This is a genomic window from Haloferula sargassicola (assembly GCF_040362925.1).
In the GTDB taxonomy this organism is placed as follows: Bacteria; Verrucomicrobiota; Verrucomicrobiia; order Verrucomicrobiales; family Akkermansiaceae; genus Haloferula; species Haloferula sargassicola.
The window spans coordinates 37,752-57,360 of sequence record NZ_BAABRI010000019.1; the positions used below are offsets into that span (position 1 = coordinate 37,752).

17 protein-coding genes are annotated in these 19,609 nt (G+C 62.0%); 10 read left to right on the plus strand and 7 right to left on the minus strand.

The window, feature by feature from the left end; all coding sequences use genetic code 11:
* Positions 1 to 47 precede the first annotated feature (47 nt).
* The 4 genes from ABXH26_RS15750 to ABXH26_RS15765 all read left to right on the plus strand — a co-directional run bounded on the left by ABXH26_RS15750 (position 48) and on the right by ABXH26_RS15765 (position 2,983).
* On the plus strand, positions 48 to 245 hold the full coding sequence (locus tag ABXH26_RS15750; protein ID WP_353568050.1) for a hypothetical protein: 198 nt from the start codon (positions 48 to 50) through the stop codon (positions 243 to 245).
* Positions 246 to 251: 6 nt separating this feature from the next.
* Positions 252 to 1,805, plus strand: coding sequence for a ParB/RepB/Spo0J family partition protein (locus ABXH26_RS15755; RefSeq protein ID WP_353568051.1), 1,554 nt, complete (start codon positions 252 to 254; stop codon positions 1,803 to 1,805).
* Positions 1,806 to 1,850: 45 nt separating this feature from the next.
* The gene (locus ABXH26_RS15760) at positions 1,851 to 2,102 is read left to right on the plus strand and encodes a hypothetical protein (RefSeq protein ID WP_353568052.1); all 252 of its coding nucleotides are present in this window, start codon (positions 1,851 to 1,853) and stop codon (positions 2,100 to 2,102) included.
* 389 nt (positions 2,103 to 2,491) lie between these two features.
* Complete coding sequence (locus tag ABXH26_RS15765) at positions 2,492 to 2,983, plus strand: DUF305 domain-containing protein (RefSeq protein ID WP_434783434.1); 492 nt, start codon at positions 2,492 to 2,494, stop codon at positions 2,981 to 2,983.
* Positions 2,984 to 3,347: 364 nt separating this feature from the next.
* Here ABXH26_RS15765 and ABXH26_RS15770 read toward each other — a convergent pair whose 3' ends face one another.
* A complete protein-coding gene (locus ABXH26_RS15770; protein WP_353568054.1) occupies positions 3,348 to 5,699 on the minus strand; it encodes a multicopper oxidase domain-containing protein in 2,352 nt (783 codons plus the stop codon).
* Between the two features lie 431 nt (positions 5,700 to 6,130).
* Here ABXH26_RS15770 and ABXH26_RS15775 point away from each other — a divergent pair, with 431 nt between their 5' ends.
* Positions 6,131 to 6,460 carry a hypothetical protein gene (locus ABXH26_RS15775; RefSeq protein ID WP_353568055.1) on the plus strand — a complete coding sequence of 110 codons (330 nt, stop codon included), beginning with the start codon at positions 6,131 to 6,133 and terminating at the stop codon, positions 6,458 to 6,460.
* 332 nt (positions 6,461 to 6,792) lie between these two features.
* Here ABXH26_RS15775 and ABXH26_RS15780 read toward each other — a convergent pair whose 3' ends face one another.
* The 6 genes from ABXH26_RS15780 to ABXH26_RS15805 form a co-directional block, all read right to left on the minus strand.
* Entirely contained in the window at positions 6,793 to 7,473 is a 681-nt protein-coding gene (locus ABXH26_RS15780; RefSeq protein WP_353568056.1) for a cyclic nucleotide-binding domain-containing protein, read from the minus strand.
* A 101-nt stretch (positions 7,474 to 7,574) separates the two neighbouring features.
* Entirely contained in the window at positions 7,575 to 8,453 is an 879-nt protein-coding gene (locus tag ABXH26_RS15785; protein ID WP_353568057.1) for a class I SAM-dependent methyltransferase, read from the minus strand.
* 63 nt (positions 8,454 to 8,516) lie between these two features.
* Positions 8,517 to 12,323, minus strand: a complete 3,807-nt coding sequence (locus ABXH26_RS15790) for an efflux RND transporter permease subunit (protein ID WP_353568058.1) — start codon at positions 12,321 to 12,323, stop codon at positions 8,517 to 8,519.
* A 6-nt stretch (positions 12,324 to 12,329) separates the two neighbouring features.
* The gene (locus ABXH26_RS15795) at positions 12,330 to 14,672 is read right to left on the minus strand and encodes an efflux RND transporter periplasmic adaptor subunit (protein WP_353568059.1); all 2,343 of its coding nucleotides are present in this window, start codon (positions 14,670 to 14,672) and stop codon (positions 12,330 to 12,332) included.
* Between the two features lie 4 nt (positions 14,673 to 14,676).
* Positions 14,677 to 16,002, minus strand: a complete 1,326-nt coding sequence (locus ABXH26_RS15800) for a TolC family protein (RefSeq protein WP_353568060.1) — start codon at positions 16,000 to 16,002, stop codon at positions 14,677 to 14,679.
* A 121-nt stretch (positions 16,003 to 16,123) separates the two neighbouring features.
* Positions 16,124 to 16,330 (minus strand): hypothetical protein, encoded by a 207-nt coding sequence (locus ABXH26_RS15805; RefSeq protein WP_353568061.1) that lies wholly within the window; start codon positions 16,328 to 16,330, stop codon positions 16,124 to 16,126.
* Positions 16,331 to 16,677: 347 nt separating this feature from the next.
* On the opposite strand from ABXH26_RS15805, the gene ABXH26_RS15810 reads away from it, so the two are divergent.
* From ABXH26_RS15810 to ABXH26_RS15830, 5 genes are all read left to right on the plus strand, one after another.
* Positions 16,678 to 17,142 (plus strand): hypothetical protein, encoded by a 465-nt coding sequence (locus ABXH26_RS15810; protein ID WP_353568062.1) that lies wholly within the window; start codon positions 16,678 to 16,680, stop codon positions 17,140 to 17,142.
* A gap of 92 nt (positions 17,143 to 17,234) precedes the next feature.
* Positions 17,235 to 17,870 (plus strand): DUF2231 domain-containing protein, encoded by a 636-nt coding sequence (locus ABXH26_RS15815; RefSeq protein WP_353568063.1) that lies wholly within the window; start codon positions 17,235 to 17,237, stop codon positions 17,868 to 17,870.
* A 238-nt stretch (positions 17,871 to 18,108) separates the two neighbouring features.
* Entirely contained in the window at positions 18,109 to 18,564 is a 456-nt protein-coding gene (locus ABXH26_RS15820) for a hypothetical protein (RefSeq protein WP_353568064.1), read from the plus strand.
* The gene (locus tag ABXH26_RS15825; RefSeq protein WP_353568065.1) at positions 18,554 to 18,988 is read left to right on the plus strand and encodes a hypothetical protein; all 435 of its coding nucleotides are present in this window, start codon (positions 18,554 to 18,556) and stop codon (positions 18,986 to 18,988) included. The genes ABXH26_RS15820 and ABXH26_RS15825 overlap by 11 nt, the downstream gene beginning before the upstream one ends.
* A gap of 177 nt (positions 18,989 to 19,165) precedes the next feature.
* Positions 19,166 to 19,462, plus strand: a complete 297-nt coding sequence (locus ABXH26_RS15830) for a hypothetical protein (RefSeq protein ID WP_353568066.1) — start codon at positions 19,166 to 19,168, stop codon at positions 19,460 to 19,462.
* The last annotated feature ends 147 nt before the right edge of the window (positions 19,463 to 19,609 follow it).

Genomic DNA, 19,609 nt, shown 5'->3' on the forward strand with positions numbered 1-19,609 from the left:
CTCCCATTCCTCATTCCTACTAATACCACAGTAGAAAGACCGAAGCCATGAAAGGACAGCTCACGCTCTTCCTCGACCAGTATGGAAACCGCTTTTACTCCCGCACTCTCCGGGAACTCCGCGAACAGGTTCCGGGCCGCGTTTCCAAGATGTACCACGATACGGAACGCGGCACCGTGCAAGTCGGCTACGTCATCGGCCAGCATTGGCTGACAGCGTTCCAACCCGTTGAACTCCCAGCCTGAACCACCATGAGCACGAAAACTGAAAAGGTGGTGAAGCTGGACCCGAAGCTGGTTCACATTTCCAAGCTCAACACCCGCCAGCCGAAAAAGGCCGATGTGGCCGAGTTGATGGCATCCATCCGCGCCGCCGGGCAGATCACGCCCGCGATCGTGCGGCCTCATCCGACCAAGCCGGGGCATTTCGAACTGGCAGCCGGTGCCCGCCGCAAGGTCGCATGCGGGGCGCTGGGAATCACGCTCGATGCCATCATCCGGGAAATCCCCGATGAGGATTTCGAGGATTTCATCCTGACGGAGAACTTGCAGCGGGAGAACCCGGACCCGATGCAGGAGGCGATCTTGATCGAACGCAGGGTTGCGGCAGGCGCGAGCCTGCCCGCCATCGTGGCCTTCTACGGGAAGGATGAAATCTGGCTGCGCCGCCGGATGAAGCTGGTTTCCCTCACCCCCGCCGCCCGCGAGGCGTGGCGGCCGGAAGGGGCTTTCGAGCATTTCACCACGGACATGATGGAATTCATCGGCACGCTTCCGGCCGACGAGCAGGACGCTTGCGCGGACGATCCATGGGGGATGAACGACTTCCGCACGTTGAAGGATTTGGTGGACAGCCACCGCCGCCAAGCCCGTTCGCTTGAGCATGCGGAATGGCTGGACGACCCCTGCACCTTTGTGGACGGGTGCGGGCCGGGATGCAGCACCAGCACGGCGGAATCGCTTTTCCCGGATGAGAAACATCCGTGCGGGGCGTGCCTGAATGCCGAATGCTTCCGCAAGCGGCAGGGGCTTTTCCTCGACAGCAGGATTGCCGCTGTCATCGGCGAACGCCCGATTTCGGACTTCGTGATCCTTTCCGGGAGCCATCAGCGACAAATCGCCTACAAGGGCGAGGATTACACCGCCGTTCCCCACTGGCAGCAGAAGGACCGCTTCCGCACGTTCAAGAAGGAGCGAAAGAACGCGACGCCCGCCCTCGATCTTACCGACCCCATGCAACCCGTCATTCGCTGGGTTCTGCCCAAGGAGGAAAAGGCCGGAGGCGGAACGATTCCCACTACCGGGGATTCGACCGCCAAGAAGGAATCGCGGGAGGACCGCGTGACCGGGAAACGCCTCGCGCTCATGAACAAGTCGATCGCGGAGGCGGTGAAGGTCGCGCCGATGCCGGCAACGGCCCCGATCCTCAAGATCGTGGCCGCGTTCGGGATGAGCGGCACGCGCAGCGACCCGGGAGCAAGGACGATTCAAGCGACATGGGAATCCCTCGACTCCACCGGAACCGTTCCCCCGCTCGATCTTTGGAGCGAAGAACCGCAGACCCCGGAGGAAGTGATTTGGAACGGTGTCAAAGCCGTGATCGGGGTGCGCCTTCAATTCCACCGGAACGGCGATTTGCTGGACGAGTCCCGACGCGTCGACATGGAACGCATCGCCAACCTGATCGGCTTCGACTATGCGGGCCGATGGCTGGACATCTGTACCAAGGAGGTGCCGGTGCCGAAGTCATGGGGCGCGGGATTCGATCCGCTCACCCTCGAACCCACCACCCGGAAGGCCGCTTGAGACGGAAGAGGGGGCGGGCATCCGCCCCCTCGCTTCCCTCGCGATATGAAAGCGAAACAAGCGATTCTCGCCGGGCTGGTCTATCGACTGAAACGCGGTTGCTCCTCGCCCTATACCCGGAACTCCCGCCGCTACTGCTTCGCGGTGCCAGCGGACGACTTCCAGCCGGAAACCGTGATCGGCGATTGCTGGATCACCGACCAGGACGGCAACCCGGATCCCGGTCTCTCGTGCTCGCCGGTGCCGGTTTGCCGGGATTCCATCGGCTGCGTGGCCGGGCGTGTCGCCCATGAATGACCGCGGGAGCAATGGACACCACGGCGGACCTCCGGCGGTCGGGTTGAATATCCCGCCGTCGCCGCACCTGGCAAGCAGGTGCGGCGACGGCAGCCCCGGTGGAAAGTCGAGCGACTCTTTGCCTGGTTCGGCGCGTGGCGTCGGCTGTTGGTCCGCCAAGAACGGCGGATCGATCTCTACATTGGCTTTTCCAACTGGCCTGCATTATGATTCTTCCCGGACACCTTTGCAGCCGATCCTAGTGTGGCTCGGATTGGAGATTGTCAAGATCGCGACTGGTAGACATTCGGGTTCATCATCGGATTGAAGATTTGACGGCTCATGGATCGATAAGAAGCTGTGACATGGAAAACAAAGGGGACCACGGATCGTATTTGAAGTTCTTCGCCATGATCGGCACGTCCATGGTGGTGATGTTTTTCCTCATGTATCTGCACTCCTACCAGCTCCTCGATCATGCGTGGTTCAGTGAGACGCGGCTGTTTATGACACTGATCATGGGCGCGGGGATGATCTGGGTGATGCTCGGGTTCATGTGGGGGATGTATCTGAACAGGAAGGCGAACGTGGCGATTCTGCTCGGCGGCGTGGCATTGTTCGGAGCGGCGTTGTGGCTGGTGCGCAGCCAGTGGACGGTCACCGGCGTGGATTACATGCAGGGAATGATCCCGCATCACTCGATCGCCGTCCTGACCAGCGAGCGGGCGCAAATCGAGGACCTGAGGGTGCGAAAGCTGGCGGACGAAATCATCGCTGCCCAGCGCCGGGAGATCAAGGAGATGGAGTGGTTGATCGAGGACATTCGGAAGAATGGTGTTGCACTAAGCACGGAGGATGTTGCCGATCGGCCGGTGCCAGAATTCAACTCCGACCCGGAGTAACCACGAACGCCGTCAATGCTGGTGGTAGGAGTGCCCACCGGATGTTTTGTCTGAGTCTGATTCGCGCGGAGGCCGTGAAACAGCCACCGCGGGTCCGCGGTGAGGAGCGCGAAGAAAAAAGGTTCCGCCGGGCCGATCGTCCTTTTGCGGCGTTCTTCGGCCACTTGTTTTCCATGACGGGCAAACCGAAAAACACAGAGGACACCGGGTCATGGCCATTGATCTTAAAACTAAAGAGGTCGAGGTTTTCTTACCATGGCCAGCCGTCATCGACCTCCACCCGAAAATGTCAGGGTCGCCTTGAGAATATCGCGGCTGGCGACGGCCAGCATTAACGAACCCGCCGCCGCCATCCCATAGTTCATCAGAAGCTCAGGGTGACGCCGGCACCGACTCCATACTTGGAATCCCACAGTCCGGTCAGGGAAAGGTTCGGGGTGAGGAGGTAGGATGTGCCGGCCTGATAGGACCAGTTCTCGCGGGTGTCGTATTCGACCTCGCCGAAGATTCCCAGCCGCGGCGTGAGCATCAGTTCCCGTTCGAGGGAAACGCGGGCCTCACCATCCGAATCGACCCACGCGGTCGACCAGAAGTTCCCGGGAAGCAGGTAGTTCACGCCCGCGATCAGGCGCTCCGATTCCACCTGCCACTCGCGGTTTCCCTGATAGGCACCTTCGCCATAAACGCCGGCGAAGACGGAAGTGAAGCGGTTGATGTAGCGGCGGTAGACGAGGTCGGCTTCCCATTCGACGTGCTCGACGCCGTCCCATCCGGCCTCCCAGCTGAAGGCGTAGCTGTTGAGCAGGTCGCGCAGGTAGATCGTGCCCTGGGTCTCGTTGCTCAGCAGATCGACCATCCCATAGAGCTTGAGCGGCTTGTGATAGAGAACCTCGTCCTTGGCGGCGACCGTGGCGGCGTCGGGCTCGTAGCCATCGTACTTCACCACCCGGGCCATGCCGCTATCGAGGTGGTAGAGGAGGTGGCAGTGGAAGAACCAGTCGCCGAACTCGTTCGCCTCGAACTCGATCACGGTGGTCGTCATCGGCGGGACGTTGACGGTGTGCTTGAGCGGCGAGCGTGCTCCCTGGCCGTTGAGCACGCGGAAGAAGTGCCCGTGAAGGTGCATCGGGTGGTGCATCATCGTGCGGTTGATCATGACGAAGCGCACCACCTCGCCCTTGCGGATGTGCAGGTTGTCGTTCGGCGAAAGCGGCTGGTTGTTGATCGACCAGACGTACTCGCCCATGTCGCCGTCGAGCGTCAATCGGAAGATCCGCCGTGGGGCATTCGCCGCGAGACGGGTGTCCTTCACCGCGCGCAGCATCGGGTAGGGATTCCACGGGCGCTCCATAGACATCATCCCGTCGTCGGCGAGACGCGGATACTGGGCGAGATCTTCGCGCAGCAGGAAGTCATACCAGGCGGGCGGGTTGTCGGTGGCGCCCCCTCCGGACATGCTGCCGTGGGAGCCGTGATCCATCGGCATCGCATGGTCCATGGCCATGCCTTCCATTCGCTCGCCGTGCCAGACCCGGCCTGCGGTGCTGCCACCATCGTCCATCCGGTCCCTCTTCATGGCTCCCATGTCCATGTTCATGCCCGGTTGGTCGAACTTCCCGGCTTCCACGTCGCGGTCCGGCATGCCCATGCTGCCGCCCGGGGTGAGTGCGAAGATCTCGGGGAAGCCGAACATGTCCATGGTGTCGTAGAGGAAAGGCATCGCCATGTCGGGCGCCGGCCTGCGCTCCCCCGATCCGATCCACAGCGAGGTGTGGCCGGAGCCGTCGTGAGCGGTCGACCGGAACTCCCACAGCCCCGGGCCCGGCACCCGGACCAGCACGTCGTAGGTCTCCGCGACCCCGATGAGCAGGGGCTTGTCGTACTTCACCGGTTCGACCGGTTGCCCGTCGGCGGCGACGATCGTCACGGGACCGCCCGCCCAGCGCATGTGGAAGAAGGTCGTCGCCGAGCCGTCGATGATCCGCAGGCGGATCGTCTCGCCCGGTTTCGCCGCCAGGGTTTCCTCCTGCCTGCCGTTGGTGAGGAAGGCGTCGTAGGCGACGTCGGCCAGGTCCATCGGCGGCATCCGCATCGCCTCCCGCTTCCAGAACTCGGCGAACTTGTTCGTCTTCACCGCGCCGAGCAGGCTCTGTGAGGTGCGCTTCTGGACCCCCATGAACTCCGAGCCCCGGCGGAGCAGTCGCATCACCGAATCCGGCGAGCGTTCGGTCCAATCGGAAAGCACGACGACATGATCCCGGTCCTCGCCGTGATCGACGGCCTTCGGGGTGACCACGATGGAGCCGTACAGGCCGCGCTGCTCCTGCAAGGCGCTGTGCGAGTGATACCAGTAGGTGCCCGTCTGGCGGATCGGGAAGCGGTAGGTGTAGGTGCCGCCGGGAGGGATCGGCGGAAACGAGATGCCGGGAACGCCGTCCATTTCCGGCGGAACCAGCAACCCATGCCAGTGGATCGAGGAGGGTGCGGACAGCTTGTTGTGAACGACAAGCACCGCGTCGTCGCCCTCTCGGAACCGCAAGGTCGGCGCCGGAATGCCGCCGTTGACGGTGATCGATTCGACCGGCTTCCCGCCCGGGTTCATTTCCTGCTGCGCGATCGTCAGTTCGTAACGGCGCTCGGCGGCAAGGGATGATTGGATGACACCCAGGATCAGGATACAGGCGATGGGGAGGAGTGCGAGTCGTGTCAGGTTCATGGGTCTATTCAATGCCGAGTTCCGAGGCCGCCACGAAGAATGGCAAGCATCTTCATGCGGCGGATCGGGAGGGAGTGGTCTCTTCCCCGCTAGAATGGACGCGCAGAAACACAACCGCAAATCCAGCTCCATGCCGAAAAGCGGTGTGGATCGCGGCGGCGCGCACTCCCTTCGACGGCAAGATGCCGCCCTTCATCGGACAGACCCGGAGGCATGCTGGAGTCAGAGGGTGAGTCGGTGCACTGGGCAATGCTACCAGTGGGGGGAGATCATCGAACGACTCCAACGTGCTTGGGCTCAAAGCAAACCGGGCGAAAAAACGCGCGGAGAACAAGGGTGGTGACCGGCATTGGGGTTCTACTTGGGTGAACCGGGCGGTGTCCATGTCTGGGTCCGCCCGGTTTGCTCGAAACTCAAACCACATTGCCACCATGAAGCCGACACTGATTCTCTCCACCGCGATCGTTGGGACGATTGTGGGCTCACTATCGTCGTGTGCGCTCGCACCGGGAGAGCAACAGCAGGCCTCCGCTTGCCCCGGCTGCAAGACCGTGCTTGAGGAGGTGGCGGGTGCACCCGACCCGTCCTACTCCAATCCGCAGGGAACCTATCCCAGCCGATACTACAAGCGCCACACCTGTCCCGGTTGCCAGGGAGCCCTGACCACGCTCTTCAAGGAAGGCCGGCTCGAGCACTACTGCTCGAACTGCCAGAGCCAGGGCACCTCCTGTCCGGCCATTCATCCTGTCACCGATTCGTGACCACGCACGCAATCCGAAACAAATGACCTGAATATGATCCAATCTCCAACCGATTCCAACGATGAGACCTGCGCGGTTTGCGGCAAATCAGTCGCCTGCGGTCGTGGGTATTGCCATCTCAAGCATGAGGACAGGAGCTTTGCGCTTTGCTGTCCGTTGTGCCTGGAGACGTTTCAAAAGAAGCCTGGCTACTATGCGGCCATGAGGTTTGCGGACGAAGCGCTCCATCCCCGTCGGCCGAAGTCGTAAGGATTGCGGAGCCGTGGTTCCACGTTCCAGCCTCCACGGGGTAGTTGCCGGGTTGGAAGTGAACGCGCCCACATCGCACGCCTTCACCCCGCCCCATAACGCTCCGGGTGCTCACGGAACAGCGCCGCACAGACTGGGCAGCATGCGAGGTGTTTCACGTCCGCATGCCAGAGTTCCAGATGCTCTTCGTGTTGCCCCACATGCTTGGCACACACCACGCACCGGCAGGACGACGACGTTGACGCATCGCAGGCAGCCGGGCTCGCGATCGTCCCATCGGGTGGTCCGTGCTCTGGCCCGAATCGCAAGCGGGGCAGCTCTGTCTCAAGTCGGCGCAGGCGCCGGCTGACCTCGCGTCCCATGTTCATTTGAAGCATGGTGAAGCTCGTTGGGTCGACCTTGTAGACGGCATGTAGGGACGCGACGGTCAGTTCGATGGCACGACAATCCCCGACGGCCTGCACCGACGCTGCACGTGAACAGAAGTCGATCAACTCGAGCTCGCCGAAGCAGTCTCCCGGCTCCAGTCGAGCCAGCTCGTATTCGATCCCGTCGATTGACTTGCGAACCTCCACGCTTCCATCGACCAGCACAAACATCGACATCGCCCGGTCGTTCTCGCGAAAGAAGTAATCACCCTGTCGAACCTCGACGGGCCGAGCGCTTTCCAGGATCTGCATCAAGGAACTCTCGGAGACACCGCCAAACACCGGAATGCGTTGCAGCATCTCGAGGATCCTGGCCTTCTCAAGGGTCGTGAGCATGGTGGTTCCGGAACGGGTTCAGGCGGGTGACTAGCGAGGGGCAAGGGCTTGTAGTGCGTTCGGGATCACACGCGCTTTCAGGGCTGCTAGGGCCTCGGCAATCACGAGCATGAGGGTGCTTTTGCCACGACCTGAAGCCATCGTGCAGGATGATGTTCTTCACCTTCGAGCGTGAATCGATCGCGAAGAAACGTGATCTTGAATCCGGCATTCCGAAGAACATCCGGATAGTTGTGGCTGAACGAAAACTCGTGCCCGTAAGCGTGCGAGTCCGGGTCGCCGTCAAGGTCGTGATCCACCGCGATGGTTTCGGTCAGGGCGACGACGCATGGAGAAGATGTTGCGGCCAGCTCGCGGAACAACCCGAATAGGTCGCGGCGCCGGAAATACTCAAGCACCCCGCCGTTGGTGAAGATTACTGTGCCTGGGGCCGGATGCCGGATGAGCCAATGGTGGGCTTCACCGCAGTGGAAATGCAGTTCGGCCCGATTACGAAAGCGATGACGGTTTTCCTCGATCTGCGTCGCGTTCAGGTCGATCCCGTGAAACGTTTGGATGCCTTCCAGGTGCTTCATCAGGTAGTTGATAACACGGGCATCCCCGACGCCTACCTCGATCAACCTTGCCGGGCCACCCTCAAAAGACGCAACGGCCTGCCCGATTTCATCAACGATTGCCCGATGGTGCTCCAGGAAGACGGTCTCAAATCGGTGGCCAAAATGATCGAAGAATTCACGGGATCTTGGAGACGACCAGTAATCGCGGAGGAAGTCATGAAGCAGGCCGTGATCCCGCTCGGCAACAGCACGGAGAAAATAGCCATTTCGAACCAAACGTCCCAGCGTTCCCCAATCCAAACTAAACGGCTGATGCCTGACCCGCCTTGCGAGGTCCGGGCGCACGTTCATCAAGACTTTCCCGGCGAAACCGCGGAACAACCGGGATAATGGCAGGTCAGACGTGCTTCGATAGGCTTTCACAAATCTGTCGGGGAAGACGGTAACAGGCACGCGGGGGTATGGAGAACCAAAGTGGAAATGGACTCAGTGAGCGTGGAGGAAATGGCGACGGAGCGCAAGGGACTTGGCCACATAAAACAGCACCGGGTAGAGCAACAGCTCGGCGACGAAGCTGGAAGCCAGCCCGCCGATCATCGGCGCGGCCAGCCGCCGCATGGTGTCGGCGCCCGCACCGCTGGCCCACAGCAGCGGGAACAGGCCGATGAAGGTGGTCATCACGGTCATCGTCTTCGGCCGGATCCGCTGCACGGCGCCGTCGTGGATGGCGTGCCACAGGTCGCTCCGGTTCTTCATTTTCCCCCGCGCCTCGAAGTCGGCGAAGCTGTTGTCGAGATAGAGCAACATCACTAGGCCGGTCTCCGCGTCCAGGCCAGCCAGGGCGATGACGCCGACCCACACCGCCAGCGACAGGTTGTAGTCGAGGAAATACAGCAGCCATGCGGCACCGACGAGGCTGAACGGCACCGCCAGCAGGACGATGCCCACCCGCAGCCAGCTCCGGGTGGCCATGTAGAGCAGCAGGATGATCGCGACCGCGGCCAGCGGCACGGCGATCATGAGCCGGGCTCGGGCGGCCTGCATGTATTCGTACTGGCCTGACCAGACGAGCGAGTAGCCGGGCGGCAGTTCGACCGAGCGGGCGACGGCCTTCTGGGCGTTCTTGACGTAGGTGCCGACGTCGATGCCGGCGATGTCGACGAAGACCCAGCTGGTCAGTCGCGCGTTCTCGCTCTTCACCATCGGCGGCCCCTTGTGGATCGCGATGTCGGCGAGCTGTCCGAGCGGCACCTGGGCTCCGGCCGGCGTCGCCACCAGCGTTTGCCGCAGGGCGTCGATGTTGTCGCGTAGTTCGTGGGGGTAGCGGACGTTGACCGGATACCGTTCAAGACCCTCGACGGTGGAGCTGATGTTCATCCCGCCGAGCGCGGACATAATCACGTCCTGCACGTCGCCCACGAGCAGGTTGTAGCGGGCGATCTCGTCGCGGTTGATCCTGATGTCGAAGTAGTTGCCGCCGACCGATTTCTCCGGGAACGCGCTGACTGTGTAGGCACCGGTGCCCTCGGCGGTCTTGACCACGTTGGCGATCTCGTTCGAGAGCCCAGCGAGCGTCTTCAGGTCGGGTCCCATGACCTTGATGCCGATGGGGGTCTTGATGCCGGTGGAAAGCATGTCGATGCGGGTCTTGATCGGCATCGTCCAGGCATTGGTCAGCCCGGGAATCTGCACCGCGTCATTGAGGCCCGGCACGTGGATGTCCTCGCCTCCCTTCGGATTCGGCACCTCGTAGCCGTAAACCAGCTCGTCGAGGGTGATGGTCCGCGTGCCTGAGAAAACCTTGCTCGGCAGCCATGCGGCCCAGCCGGGCCAGTCCGAATAGAAGCGCTCGATGGGACGGGTTCGCCAACGCTCCTTGTCGCGGTGCAGCACGATGGTGGTCTCCAACATGCTCGGCGGGGCCGGGTCGGTGGCGGTTTCCGACCGTCCCGCCTTGCCGAAGACCGTATCGACCTCCGGAAACTGGCCGATGAGTTTGTCGGTCTGCTGCAGCAGCTCGCGGGCCTTGGTCATGCTGATTCCGGGATCGGTGGTCGGCATGTAAAGCAGGTCACCCTCCTCCAGGGGCGGCATGAACTCGTTGCCGAGCTTGCTGAACGGATAGAGCGTGCTCGCGATCGCCCCGGCGGCGAGCAGCACCACCAGCCAGCGGTATTGCATGCAGAAGACGAAGAACGGTTGGTAGATTTTCTGCAGCAGCACACTGACCGGATTGCGCTCCTCGGGGTGGATCTTCTGCGGCAGGACGACCAGGCCCATCGCGACGATCCAGCCGGCGACCATCCACCCGCGGTAGTCCTCGAGCTGCGCCATGGGCGCGACGGCGAGCACCAGGGCCGGCAGCCCGACCAGGCCGAGATAGATGGCGATACGCTTGCCGCGTGACCAGGTGGCGGGAAGCATCCGTTCGCGGATGAAATAGACCATCAGCACCGGAATGATGGTGATTGCCAGCACCGCGCCGGCGGACATCGCCAGGGTCTTGGTGATGGCCAGAGGCTTGAAGAGCCGGCCGGACTGCTCGCCGAGCACGAAGATCGGCAGGAAGCTGACCGTGATGATCAGAAGGCTGAAGAACAAGGTCGGACCCACTTCGGCGGCGGCGTGGCCGATCACGCCGACCCGTTCGACGGTATCAGGGCTCCGGCCGTGCTTCTCCTTGAAACGCTCCAGGTGCTTGTGTGCGTTCTCGACCATCACGATCGAGGAATCGACCATCACGCCGATCGAGATCGCGATGCCGCCGAGGGACATGATGTTGGCATTGACGCCGAAGGCGTGCATCACCGTGAGAGTGGCAAGGACCCCGGTTGGCAGCACGAAGGCCGCCACCAGGGCGCTGCGGGCGTGGAGTAGGAACAGAATGATGACCAGCGAGACGACCAGGATTTCCTCGGTCAGCGTGTGATAGACGGTTTCGACAGCCCGCTCGATGAGGTCGCTACGGTCGTAGGCGACGCGCACCGCCACACCGGGAGGGAGTCCCTTCTCAAGTTCGGCGAGCTTCTCCCGGGCGCGCTCGATCGTCGCCTGCGCGTTGTCCCCGAAGCGCATGACCACGGTGCCGCCGACCACCTCTCCGTCGCCGTTCCACTCGGCGATGCCGCGACGGATCTCGGGGCCGATCCGCACCTCCGCGATGTCGGCAAGGTAGATCGGCGCGCCCTCTTCGTTGATACCGAGCGCGATCTTGCGCAACTCCTCGAGAGCCCGTTCGGAGCGGACGTTCTCGATCGAGTGGCCGGCCTCCCGGGCCTCCGCGATTTCCCGGTCATCGAGTCCACCCAGATAGCCGAGCCCGCGGACCATGTATTCGGTCTCGCTCTGCTCGATCAACCGACCGCCGACGTCCACGTTCGACCGTTGGATGGCCATTTTGACCTTCTGCAGGGGGATGTCGTAGGCCTGAAGCTTCACTGGATCGACCACCACCTGGTACTGCTTCACGAAGCCGCCGACAGGGGCGACCTCGCTCACGCCATCGACCGCGGTCATCTCATAGCGCAGGTACCAATCCTGCAAGCCGCGCAGGTCGGACAGGTCCTGCTGCGGGTGGGTGAGGGGTTTGCCGTCCAGCGGGCAGGCCTCGAAGCCGGGCGTGATTTCCAGCGGCGTCACCCGGTCGCGGGCGTCGGCCGGCACCATCTCCAGGGCGTCGTAGCGCCGGTTTTCCTGGCGGTCCACATAGACGACCTCGGGCTCGGGGAAGATCCGCTGGTGCTCGAGGCGCTCGCGGATTTTCGGATCATCAGGCGCATCGTCCGGACTGGCATACCATTGGTTGGTCTTGGGATCGTGCCAGAGGCCATCGGGATGGTCTTCGCAGTAGGGCCCGGTCGTCAGCACGTACTGGAAGATCCAGCCGACACCGGTCGCGTCCGGTCCTAGCTGCGGACTCGCGCCTTGCGGCAGTCGCGACGAGACGGTGTTGAGTTGTTCAAGAACCCGGGAACGCGCCCAGTAGAGATCGGTGCCGTCCTCGAAAATGATGTAAACGAACGAGCTTCCGAACATGCTGTAGCCGCGCACGACCTTGGCATAGGGCACGGCCAACATGGCCGTCGTCAGGGGGTAGGTGACCTGGTCCTCGACGATCTGGGGCGCCTGCCCCGGGTATTCGGTGCGGATGACCACCTGCACGTCTGACAGGTCGGGGATCGCATCGATGGTGATGTTTTTCGCCGACCAGATGCCGCCGGCGATCAAGAACGCCGTCAGCAACAGCACCATGGGGCGGTTGTGAACGCACCATTTGATGAGCTTGGAGATCATGGGTCGTTACTGGTCGGTTTCTCCTTGGTCGCCGGATTCCGATCCGAGATCGGCCTTGATGCTTCCGCATTCGAGCATCGAGGGATCGTACGGGTTGCGGATTCCCTCCGAGGCCTGCAGCCAGTTCTTTTTCACCATCGGGCAGTAGGCCTGATAGAGGGACGGAACCTTGTCGGCGCCGGGCGGATGCTCGCGAACCAGCTCTAGCAACGCATCGGACAGGGTGGCGAATCCCTCGCGGAAACCCGCGATGTCGTCGCCTTCGATCGTGGCGCTTCGTTGCAACGAGGAACCTTTTCCAGACAAGGCACTGTCCCCGGAGGCTTCGAGGATCCGGGCCTGCTCGCGGATGCCTGCGAGATCGTCGGCCGATTCCTTCCACCGGTCTTCCGTGAGAGCCTGCTGGATGGCCAGGTAGCGGCCGACGATCTCGTCGAGCGCGTCCTGCTCCGCGGGTGCCAGTTGGGCGGGTGCCGGGGTTGCGGGCTCGGCCATGGCGTCGCTTGCGGGCGCGTCCGCCGCGACTCCGGTCACCGGAAGCGCGTTCCGTTCGTCGAAGCACTCGAGCATAGTCGATCCGAAATACGGATTGCGCACGTCGCCCGCGGGCTGCAGCCAGATCGTTCCGCCCTGGTCGTTGCGGTACATCGGGCAGTGGAGCACCTGGACTTCGCGATCGAACGAAGGCGGCACGCCGGTGGCCATCAGCAGCGATTCGAAGTGGGTGCTGACCTCCGCGAAATCGAGCCGCGCGGCGGCAAGGTCCGCGGCCTGCGCCAGCTTGAAGGATCCGGATCGCGCACCGGCGAGGGATTCCTGGTGCTTGTGCCAGAAATGCGGTTCGCTTGGGATCTCAAGCTTCGAGAGCTGGTCGAGTTGCTGCGCCAACCGGCCGGCGGCGTCGGCAACTCCATCGATCCCGTCCGAGGCGAGCGTGTCGGTGATCGTGAGATACTCATCGAGCGCGGCGTCGAGGGTGTCGGCAACCGGCTCCGGCAGCTCGTCGAGCTCGCTCGCACCGGCCTCTTCGGCGCTGACCTGCTGGTCGGCCGCCATGTCGCCACGGATCATCTTTGCCAGCGCCTCGCGGATCTTGGCTTCCGAATCGATCAGGAACTGCCCGGAGGTGACGACCATTTCACCCGGCTTGAGACCGGAGATCACTTCGACCATGCCGTCACCGGTGGCCACGCCGAGCCGCAGCTGGCGGGGCTCGAACTTGCCCTCACCGTGGCTGACGAAGGCGACCTGGCGCTCACCGGTGTCGATCACCGCCGTGCGTGAAACGAGCGTCTTCTCGGCCGCGAGGGTATTGGTCAGTTGGACGTTGGCGAACATCCCCGGCTTGAGCAGATTGTCGGAGTTTTCGAACTCGAGCCGCACCTGCACCTCGCGGGTCTTCTTTTCGAGGTAGGGATACACGTAGATGACTTCGCCCTCGAAGGTTTGCCCGGGGATGTAAGGCAGGCTCATGGTGGCCTTCATCCCCTTCTCAACGTAGGGGAGTTGGTATTCGTAGAGGGTGACCAGCACCCAGACCTTCGACAGGTCGGCGATGCGGAAGACCTGCATCCCGGGATCGACCTTCATCCCCTCGTTGGCGTGCTTGGCGATCACCACCCCCGAGTGGGGGCTACGGATGGTCATGGTCTTGGCCGGCTCACCGGCATCCTGCAGCGTGGCGAGCTGCCGGTCGGTGATGTCGTAGTATTCCAGCCGGGTGCGAGCGGAATCGAACATCTTCGCCGACGACTCGTTGCGGTCCTTTTTTCTCCATGCCAGGAGGTATTCGTTCTGCGCCGAGTAGAGCTGGGGCGAGTAAAGCTCGAACAGGGGATCGCCTTGGTTCACCTGGGCGCCGAGGAAGTCGACATCCAGCTTCTCGATCCAACCCGAGACCTTCACGTTGACGTCCCGGACGGTCCGCTCGTTGTAGTCGACCGTGCCGACCGTGCGGATGGTCTTCGTCAGCGGGCCGCTGACCACCGGTTCGACGCGGACGCCCATGTTCTGGACCACCACGGGATCGATCGTCACCTCGCCGGAGAACTTCGAGGGATCGATCGGCGTCAGCTCCATGTGGCAGATCGGGCAGTCGCCGGGCGCCGGGAGAATCACCCACGGGTGCATGCCGCAGGTGTAGTACTGGACGGTTCCGGAGTCGTCGCTGACCGCCGTCGCATTCTCGTCGTGACGGTGGCCGAATCCGATCCAGTGACCGACGGTCGCCACAGTGGCCCGCACCGGTTTGGCGAGGCCGGCCCCGATCAGGATGGCCACGACTGCAATGGTCCCGAAAAGGAGCAACTTCCGCCACGGGATCGCTTTGGGAATATCGGATGGTTTCATGGTCTCACTTTGGTTGGTTGAAGCTGTCCAGCGCTGCGGCGGCCCTCAGGGCGGCGTCGGCCTTCCCGAGCTGCGAACGGGCCGCGGCAAGCTGGAGTTTGTAGGTAAGGAGGCTCCGCCAGGTGTCGATGAGGTCGTTGAACGGAGCCTGGTCGGCGGTGTAGGTGGCAAGCGCGACCTGATGGGCCTGATCCGCATCGGGGACCAGCCTCGACTCGAACAAGCCGATGATTTCGCGGGCCGCGGTGGCACGATTCCATGCGTCCTCGATGCGGTACCTCAGGTCAGCCCGGGTGGCGCCAACTAGGGCCTCGGTTTCGCGGAGACCGGCCTCGGCTTCCCGGATCATGGCCTTCCGGGGCTCCTGCCACAGCGGAATATTGAAGCCCAAGGTGCCGTAGATCTGGTCACGGCCGTTCGACATCCGGGACAGGCCGGAGGAACTGATCGACGCGCCGGCGATGCCGAGCGTCAGGTCCGGGAACTTCTCCAGCTCGGCGCGGGCCAGGCGGTGCTGGTAGGCTTGGTTGCGGAGGCTCGCCGCCTGGATCTCAGGATGCCGTTCGGTGGCGCGGGCAAGGAGGGAATCCAAGGTGCCGGTTCCTGGCAATGCCGCGGTTCGCGCGGCGGGCAGGGATGCGCCGGCGTCCCGGTCCAGCAGGGAGTTCAGTCTCGCCCGAGCCGTGCCGGTCATGCGGCGGGCATCGGCCAGGTCCCGATCAAGTTGCGTCGCTTCGTTTGCCAGACGCAGCTGGTCGGACTGATTCCCCGTACCGGCGGCCACCCGTGCATCGGCTGATTGGATCATCGCATCAAGGAGTTCCCGACTCTCCCGGGTGATGCGATCGGATTCGGAGGAGAGGTAGTAGTCCCACCACGCGGAACGGACCTGTTCAACAACCTTCAGCCTCATTGCCTCCAGATCGCGCAGAGCGGCCTCGGCCTCGCGGGTTGAAGCCGCGGCGGCCTCGCGCCGCTTGCCGGGAAATGGAACCTTCTGCTTGATGCCCCCCATGGCCTCCATGCGACCGGCGGCGGTTTCGGCCATCGACCCCAGCGCGGCAACTTCCACCATCGGGTCGGGAAGGGTCGCATCCTGGGGCGGCTTCTGAGCGAGACGGTCGGCGCGGGCTTGGAGTGCCCGGAGCGACGGATTGCGGGCCAAGGCGAGGCGGACGAGGTCTTCGGGACCTGCGTTTCCGGGGATGGTGGCGGTTATGGAGAGGGTGGCTGAAGTGCTGAGCCGGACCGGCTCCGCTAGCGTGCGGTCGGGCGGGCTGGCACAGCCGAGCAGCACCAAGGAAGCGATACAAGGGATCAGGCGGTACATCGGGAGCAATGGGGCGAACCCGCGGTGCGGGGGCAGGTGGATGAGGAAAGGCTTCGGGGGTCTTTGGGCGACTCATGCCCGGTGGCAAAGTCCACCGGGCGGTGTCGGACTCGGTAGCTGCTCAACGGCCCTGGAAGACTCCCTTTCCGGGAGGCCCCGTCCGCTTGAGGACCGTGTGGCTTCCATCGTAGGTCTTGCCCCCCTCCACTCCGTGCTTGTGGGGATACTTCTCGATGATGTGTTTGCCCCGGGGAGCGGCCCAGATCGGACCGGAGAGGAGAAGCGACAAGGTGGCGGCGATTACGGCGGTGGTTCTGTTCGTTTTCATGGGTTCATGTTGGTTTGTGTTTTCCGGCTTTCGTCCCCATGTAGTTTATGCCTTCAGGGCGTCGATGGCCGGCTACGTTGAGTTCCACACCGCCGGCTTGGAAAACCCTTGAGAAACTTTCAAGCTATGTGGGGAAGTTCACAATACGAGGAGAGGGAGGAGACTTGTGGGCCGGACTTTGCGATCAAGACGCCCCGTCTCGATGCCGCCAAACGGGCTCCAAAGCGCCTGCCTCCATCGTGGATTAGCCGGATCGATCTTTTTTTGAGGGTTTGGATCGGGTTCGGGGTTTTTCCTATTCGGCGACGTCCGTTTCGGTCGTCCCATTTCACCACTGTATCAATACCATGAAGATGTATCCCATCATTTCACTCAGCATCGCTGCCCTCGTCTTTTCGGCGGCTCCCTCACTAGCCGAGGAAGGCCATGACCATCACGCGGCGGGCCACGAAGCCCATGCCGACCACATGCTCGAGGGCTATGCGGTCGTCGCCGAGGCGCTCTACAAGGATGACTTGGCGGCCGCCAAGAAGGCCGCTGCCGGCATGGTCAAGCACGACAAGGACAGCGCGATGGCTGCGCCGGCCAAAGCGATCTCGAAGAGCAAGGACCTCGCGGAGGCCCGCAAGCATTTTAAGGAACTAAGTGACGTGGCGATCCCCGTCGCCACGAAGGAGAAGACGATGCACGTCGCCCACTGTCCGATGGCGATGGGCGGCAACGGGGCCGACTGGCTCCAAAAGTCCAAGGATGAGATCCACAACCCCTACATGGGGAAAAAGATGCCTCATTGCGGGAAATTCAAGGAGTGAGAGCTCCTGTCCGAGGGGGACGAGCGGTCCGGCGGGCTTGCCACGCCGGACCGCCAACTCGCTCCCGCTGCGATCCAATCCCCGAGCATTCCATGACAACGAAGCGCCACCCGGCTGCCCGGCTCCAGCGATGGATCATCGTGTTGATGTCGATCTTTGCTCTCCCCATCCTGGCCCACGAGGGCCACGGCGCGCAGGCCTCCCCCGGGGCTACTTCCATGATCTCGGACAACATGGCCATTCTTGGTGAGCCTAGCGTCAGCGAGCCTGCCGACAACGCCTCGCCCATGCTTGCTCCAGACTCACCAATCTACCGAACCATCAAATACGCCGGCAAGTTTCACGTGCTCGTCATTCACTTTCCGATTGCCTTCCTTCTCGCGGCGGCGGCCGCCCAGTGGCATGTGGTTTTGAGGAATCTTGGCCAGCCGCTTGTCGGTGTGCTCTTGTGGACCGGAACCATTGGAGCCGTGTTCGCGGCGGCCCTCGGGTGGATGTATGCCTACGACTCCGTCTATTTCGGCGATGACGCAGCACTTCTATCCAAGCATCGCTGGCTGGGAACTTCCGTCGCAGTGCTAGCTGCGTCAACCCTCATCGGGAGACCGAAACTGAACCCGATGGGAATGGCGATTACGTTGACGCTGTGTGCCGCTCTCGTTGTCGCTGCCGCGCACTACGGAGGAAGTCTGGTTTACGGGCCGGATTATCTTGTACCAGCACCATGACGAGCCTCCCTCTCTTAAGTCACGAAACTTTGATGAATTGCATATGACCAAGGTTCATCCATTTCCTCGTCATTCCGACCGCAGCATGCCTGGGGCGGATTCCCGTTCCCGATGCTTAGACCTGGTGCCTGAGTTGCTGCTCCGCGAGCAAGTCCAGATGATGGGAGGACATTTGGGGATAGGAATCACCCAACTGCCCGAGAACGAGCAAACCGACGGAGAACGCTCCATCTAAAGAATGTCCATGGACTTCAACATAAAGCGCAGACTCACTGACTTTCCACTGTCCCGGCAGCTGCGTATTCTGATCGGAACTTTACTGATGCGGGTTCATCCGGAGAAGGTTCGCCAAGTGGATGCCGCCCCCCATTCAGAGGACTGGGGCGCGGCAGGCAAGCTCATACGCAACGGCCTCTACTACCGCGCGCTGAGAAGCCGTGATTTCGACACCCTCGGCCGTTATCTGGCGGAATACTGGTCAGCGGATGCAAACTGTGACTTTCACGAGCTGTTTGCTGAGCGCTTCGACAACCACTTCCTGCTTCGAGATGCGAGGCTTGCCGGAGAAGTTGAAAAGATCGCTCGTTCGACCCCCTGCTATCAGCTCCTCTGTGAGATAGGTTGTGGCAATGGCTTGGTGCTCGACTACTACCAGCAGCATATCCGGGGGGTTCGAGCACTACATGGGGCTTGATCTGAGCACCTCTCAGATCACGAAGAACCGCGACCACTATGGTGACAAGATGGAATTCGTTGCCATGGACGCCGCCTCATGGATTTCTGACTGCAGGGCACAAGGTGTGGTGTTCCTGACCAATGGCGGCGTCTTCGAGTGCCTAATCCCTGGCCAGGTTCGGCAAATCATCGAATTGGCCCGCGACCGACTCGCGCCAGTCGCGTTCGCCCTTGTCGAGAACATTGCCTCAAACCACGACATCACTATCGACAGGGAATCGCGTGTGTACGGCCGTGAGTTTTCATTCTCGCACAATTACAGATACTTATTCCAAGCTGCGGGTTACCGGATTCGATTCCTCCACGAATACACCGCCAACGGCGAGCGCTGGATCAACATGCTTGCCGAGTTTCCAAGAGATTCAAAGAAATCGGCGTCCTAGCAAACGTGGAAACCAAGTGTAAAAATTCCAGCCTACAATGCCATAATCATATCTGATCGCTTCATGAGTTTTCATGAAGACTTCCCAATTCGCGGCCGAACAGGGCTTCAATCCAACAGCTCCAGATTGATGGATTACGCTGCCTAGCCTGACGCTCGAACCATACGAAACACAACCATGAAAATTCTCTACGCTACTATCTCTGCCGCTGCATTTCTCCTTGCCAGCTGTGCCCTAAATTCCACCTCGAATCAAGCAGCCGTCTGTCCCGACTGTGAAACGGTTCTGATCGAGGGCATCGATATCAACGATGGGACGAACCAGCCCATCTACCGCACGAACCACCATTGCCCCGGATGCCAGGGGGCGCTGGTCACCCTATTCAAGGATGGAAAGCTCGAGCACCGCTGCTCGATCTGCAGCGAAAAGGGATTTTCCTGTCCGATCAGTCATCCGATCAAAGAAACCAACTGACTCCACGATACCCGAACCATGAAACCGACCCGTACCATTTCCGCAGCGATCATTCTCGCTGGGACCATTGTTTCGATAGCCGCCCCTGATGTTGATCCTGCGGATCATGCGGCCCATGTGGCGGCGGATCCTGCCGCCCACGGCGAG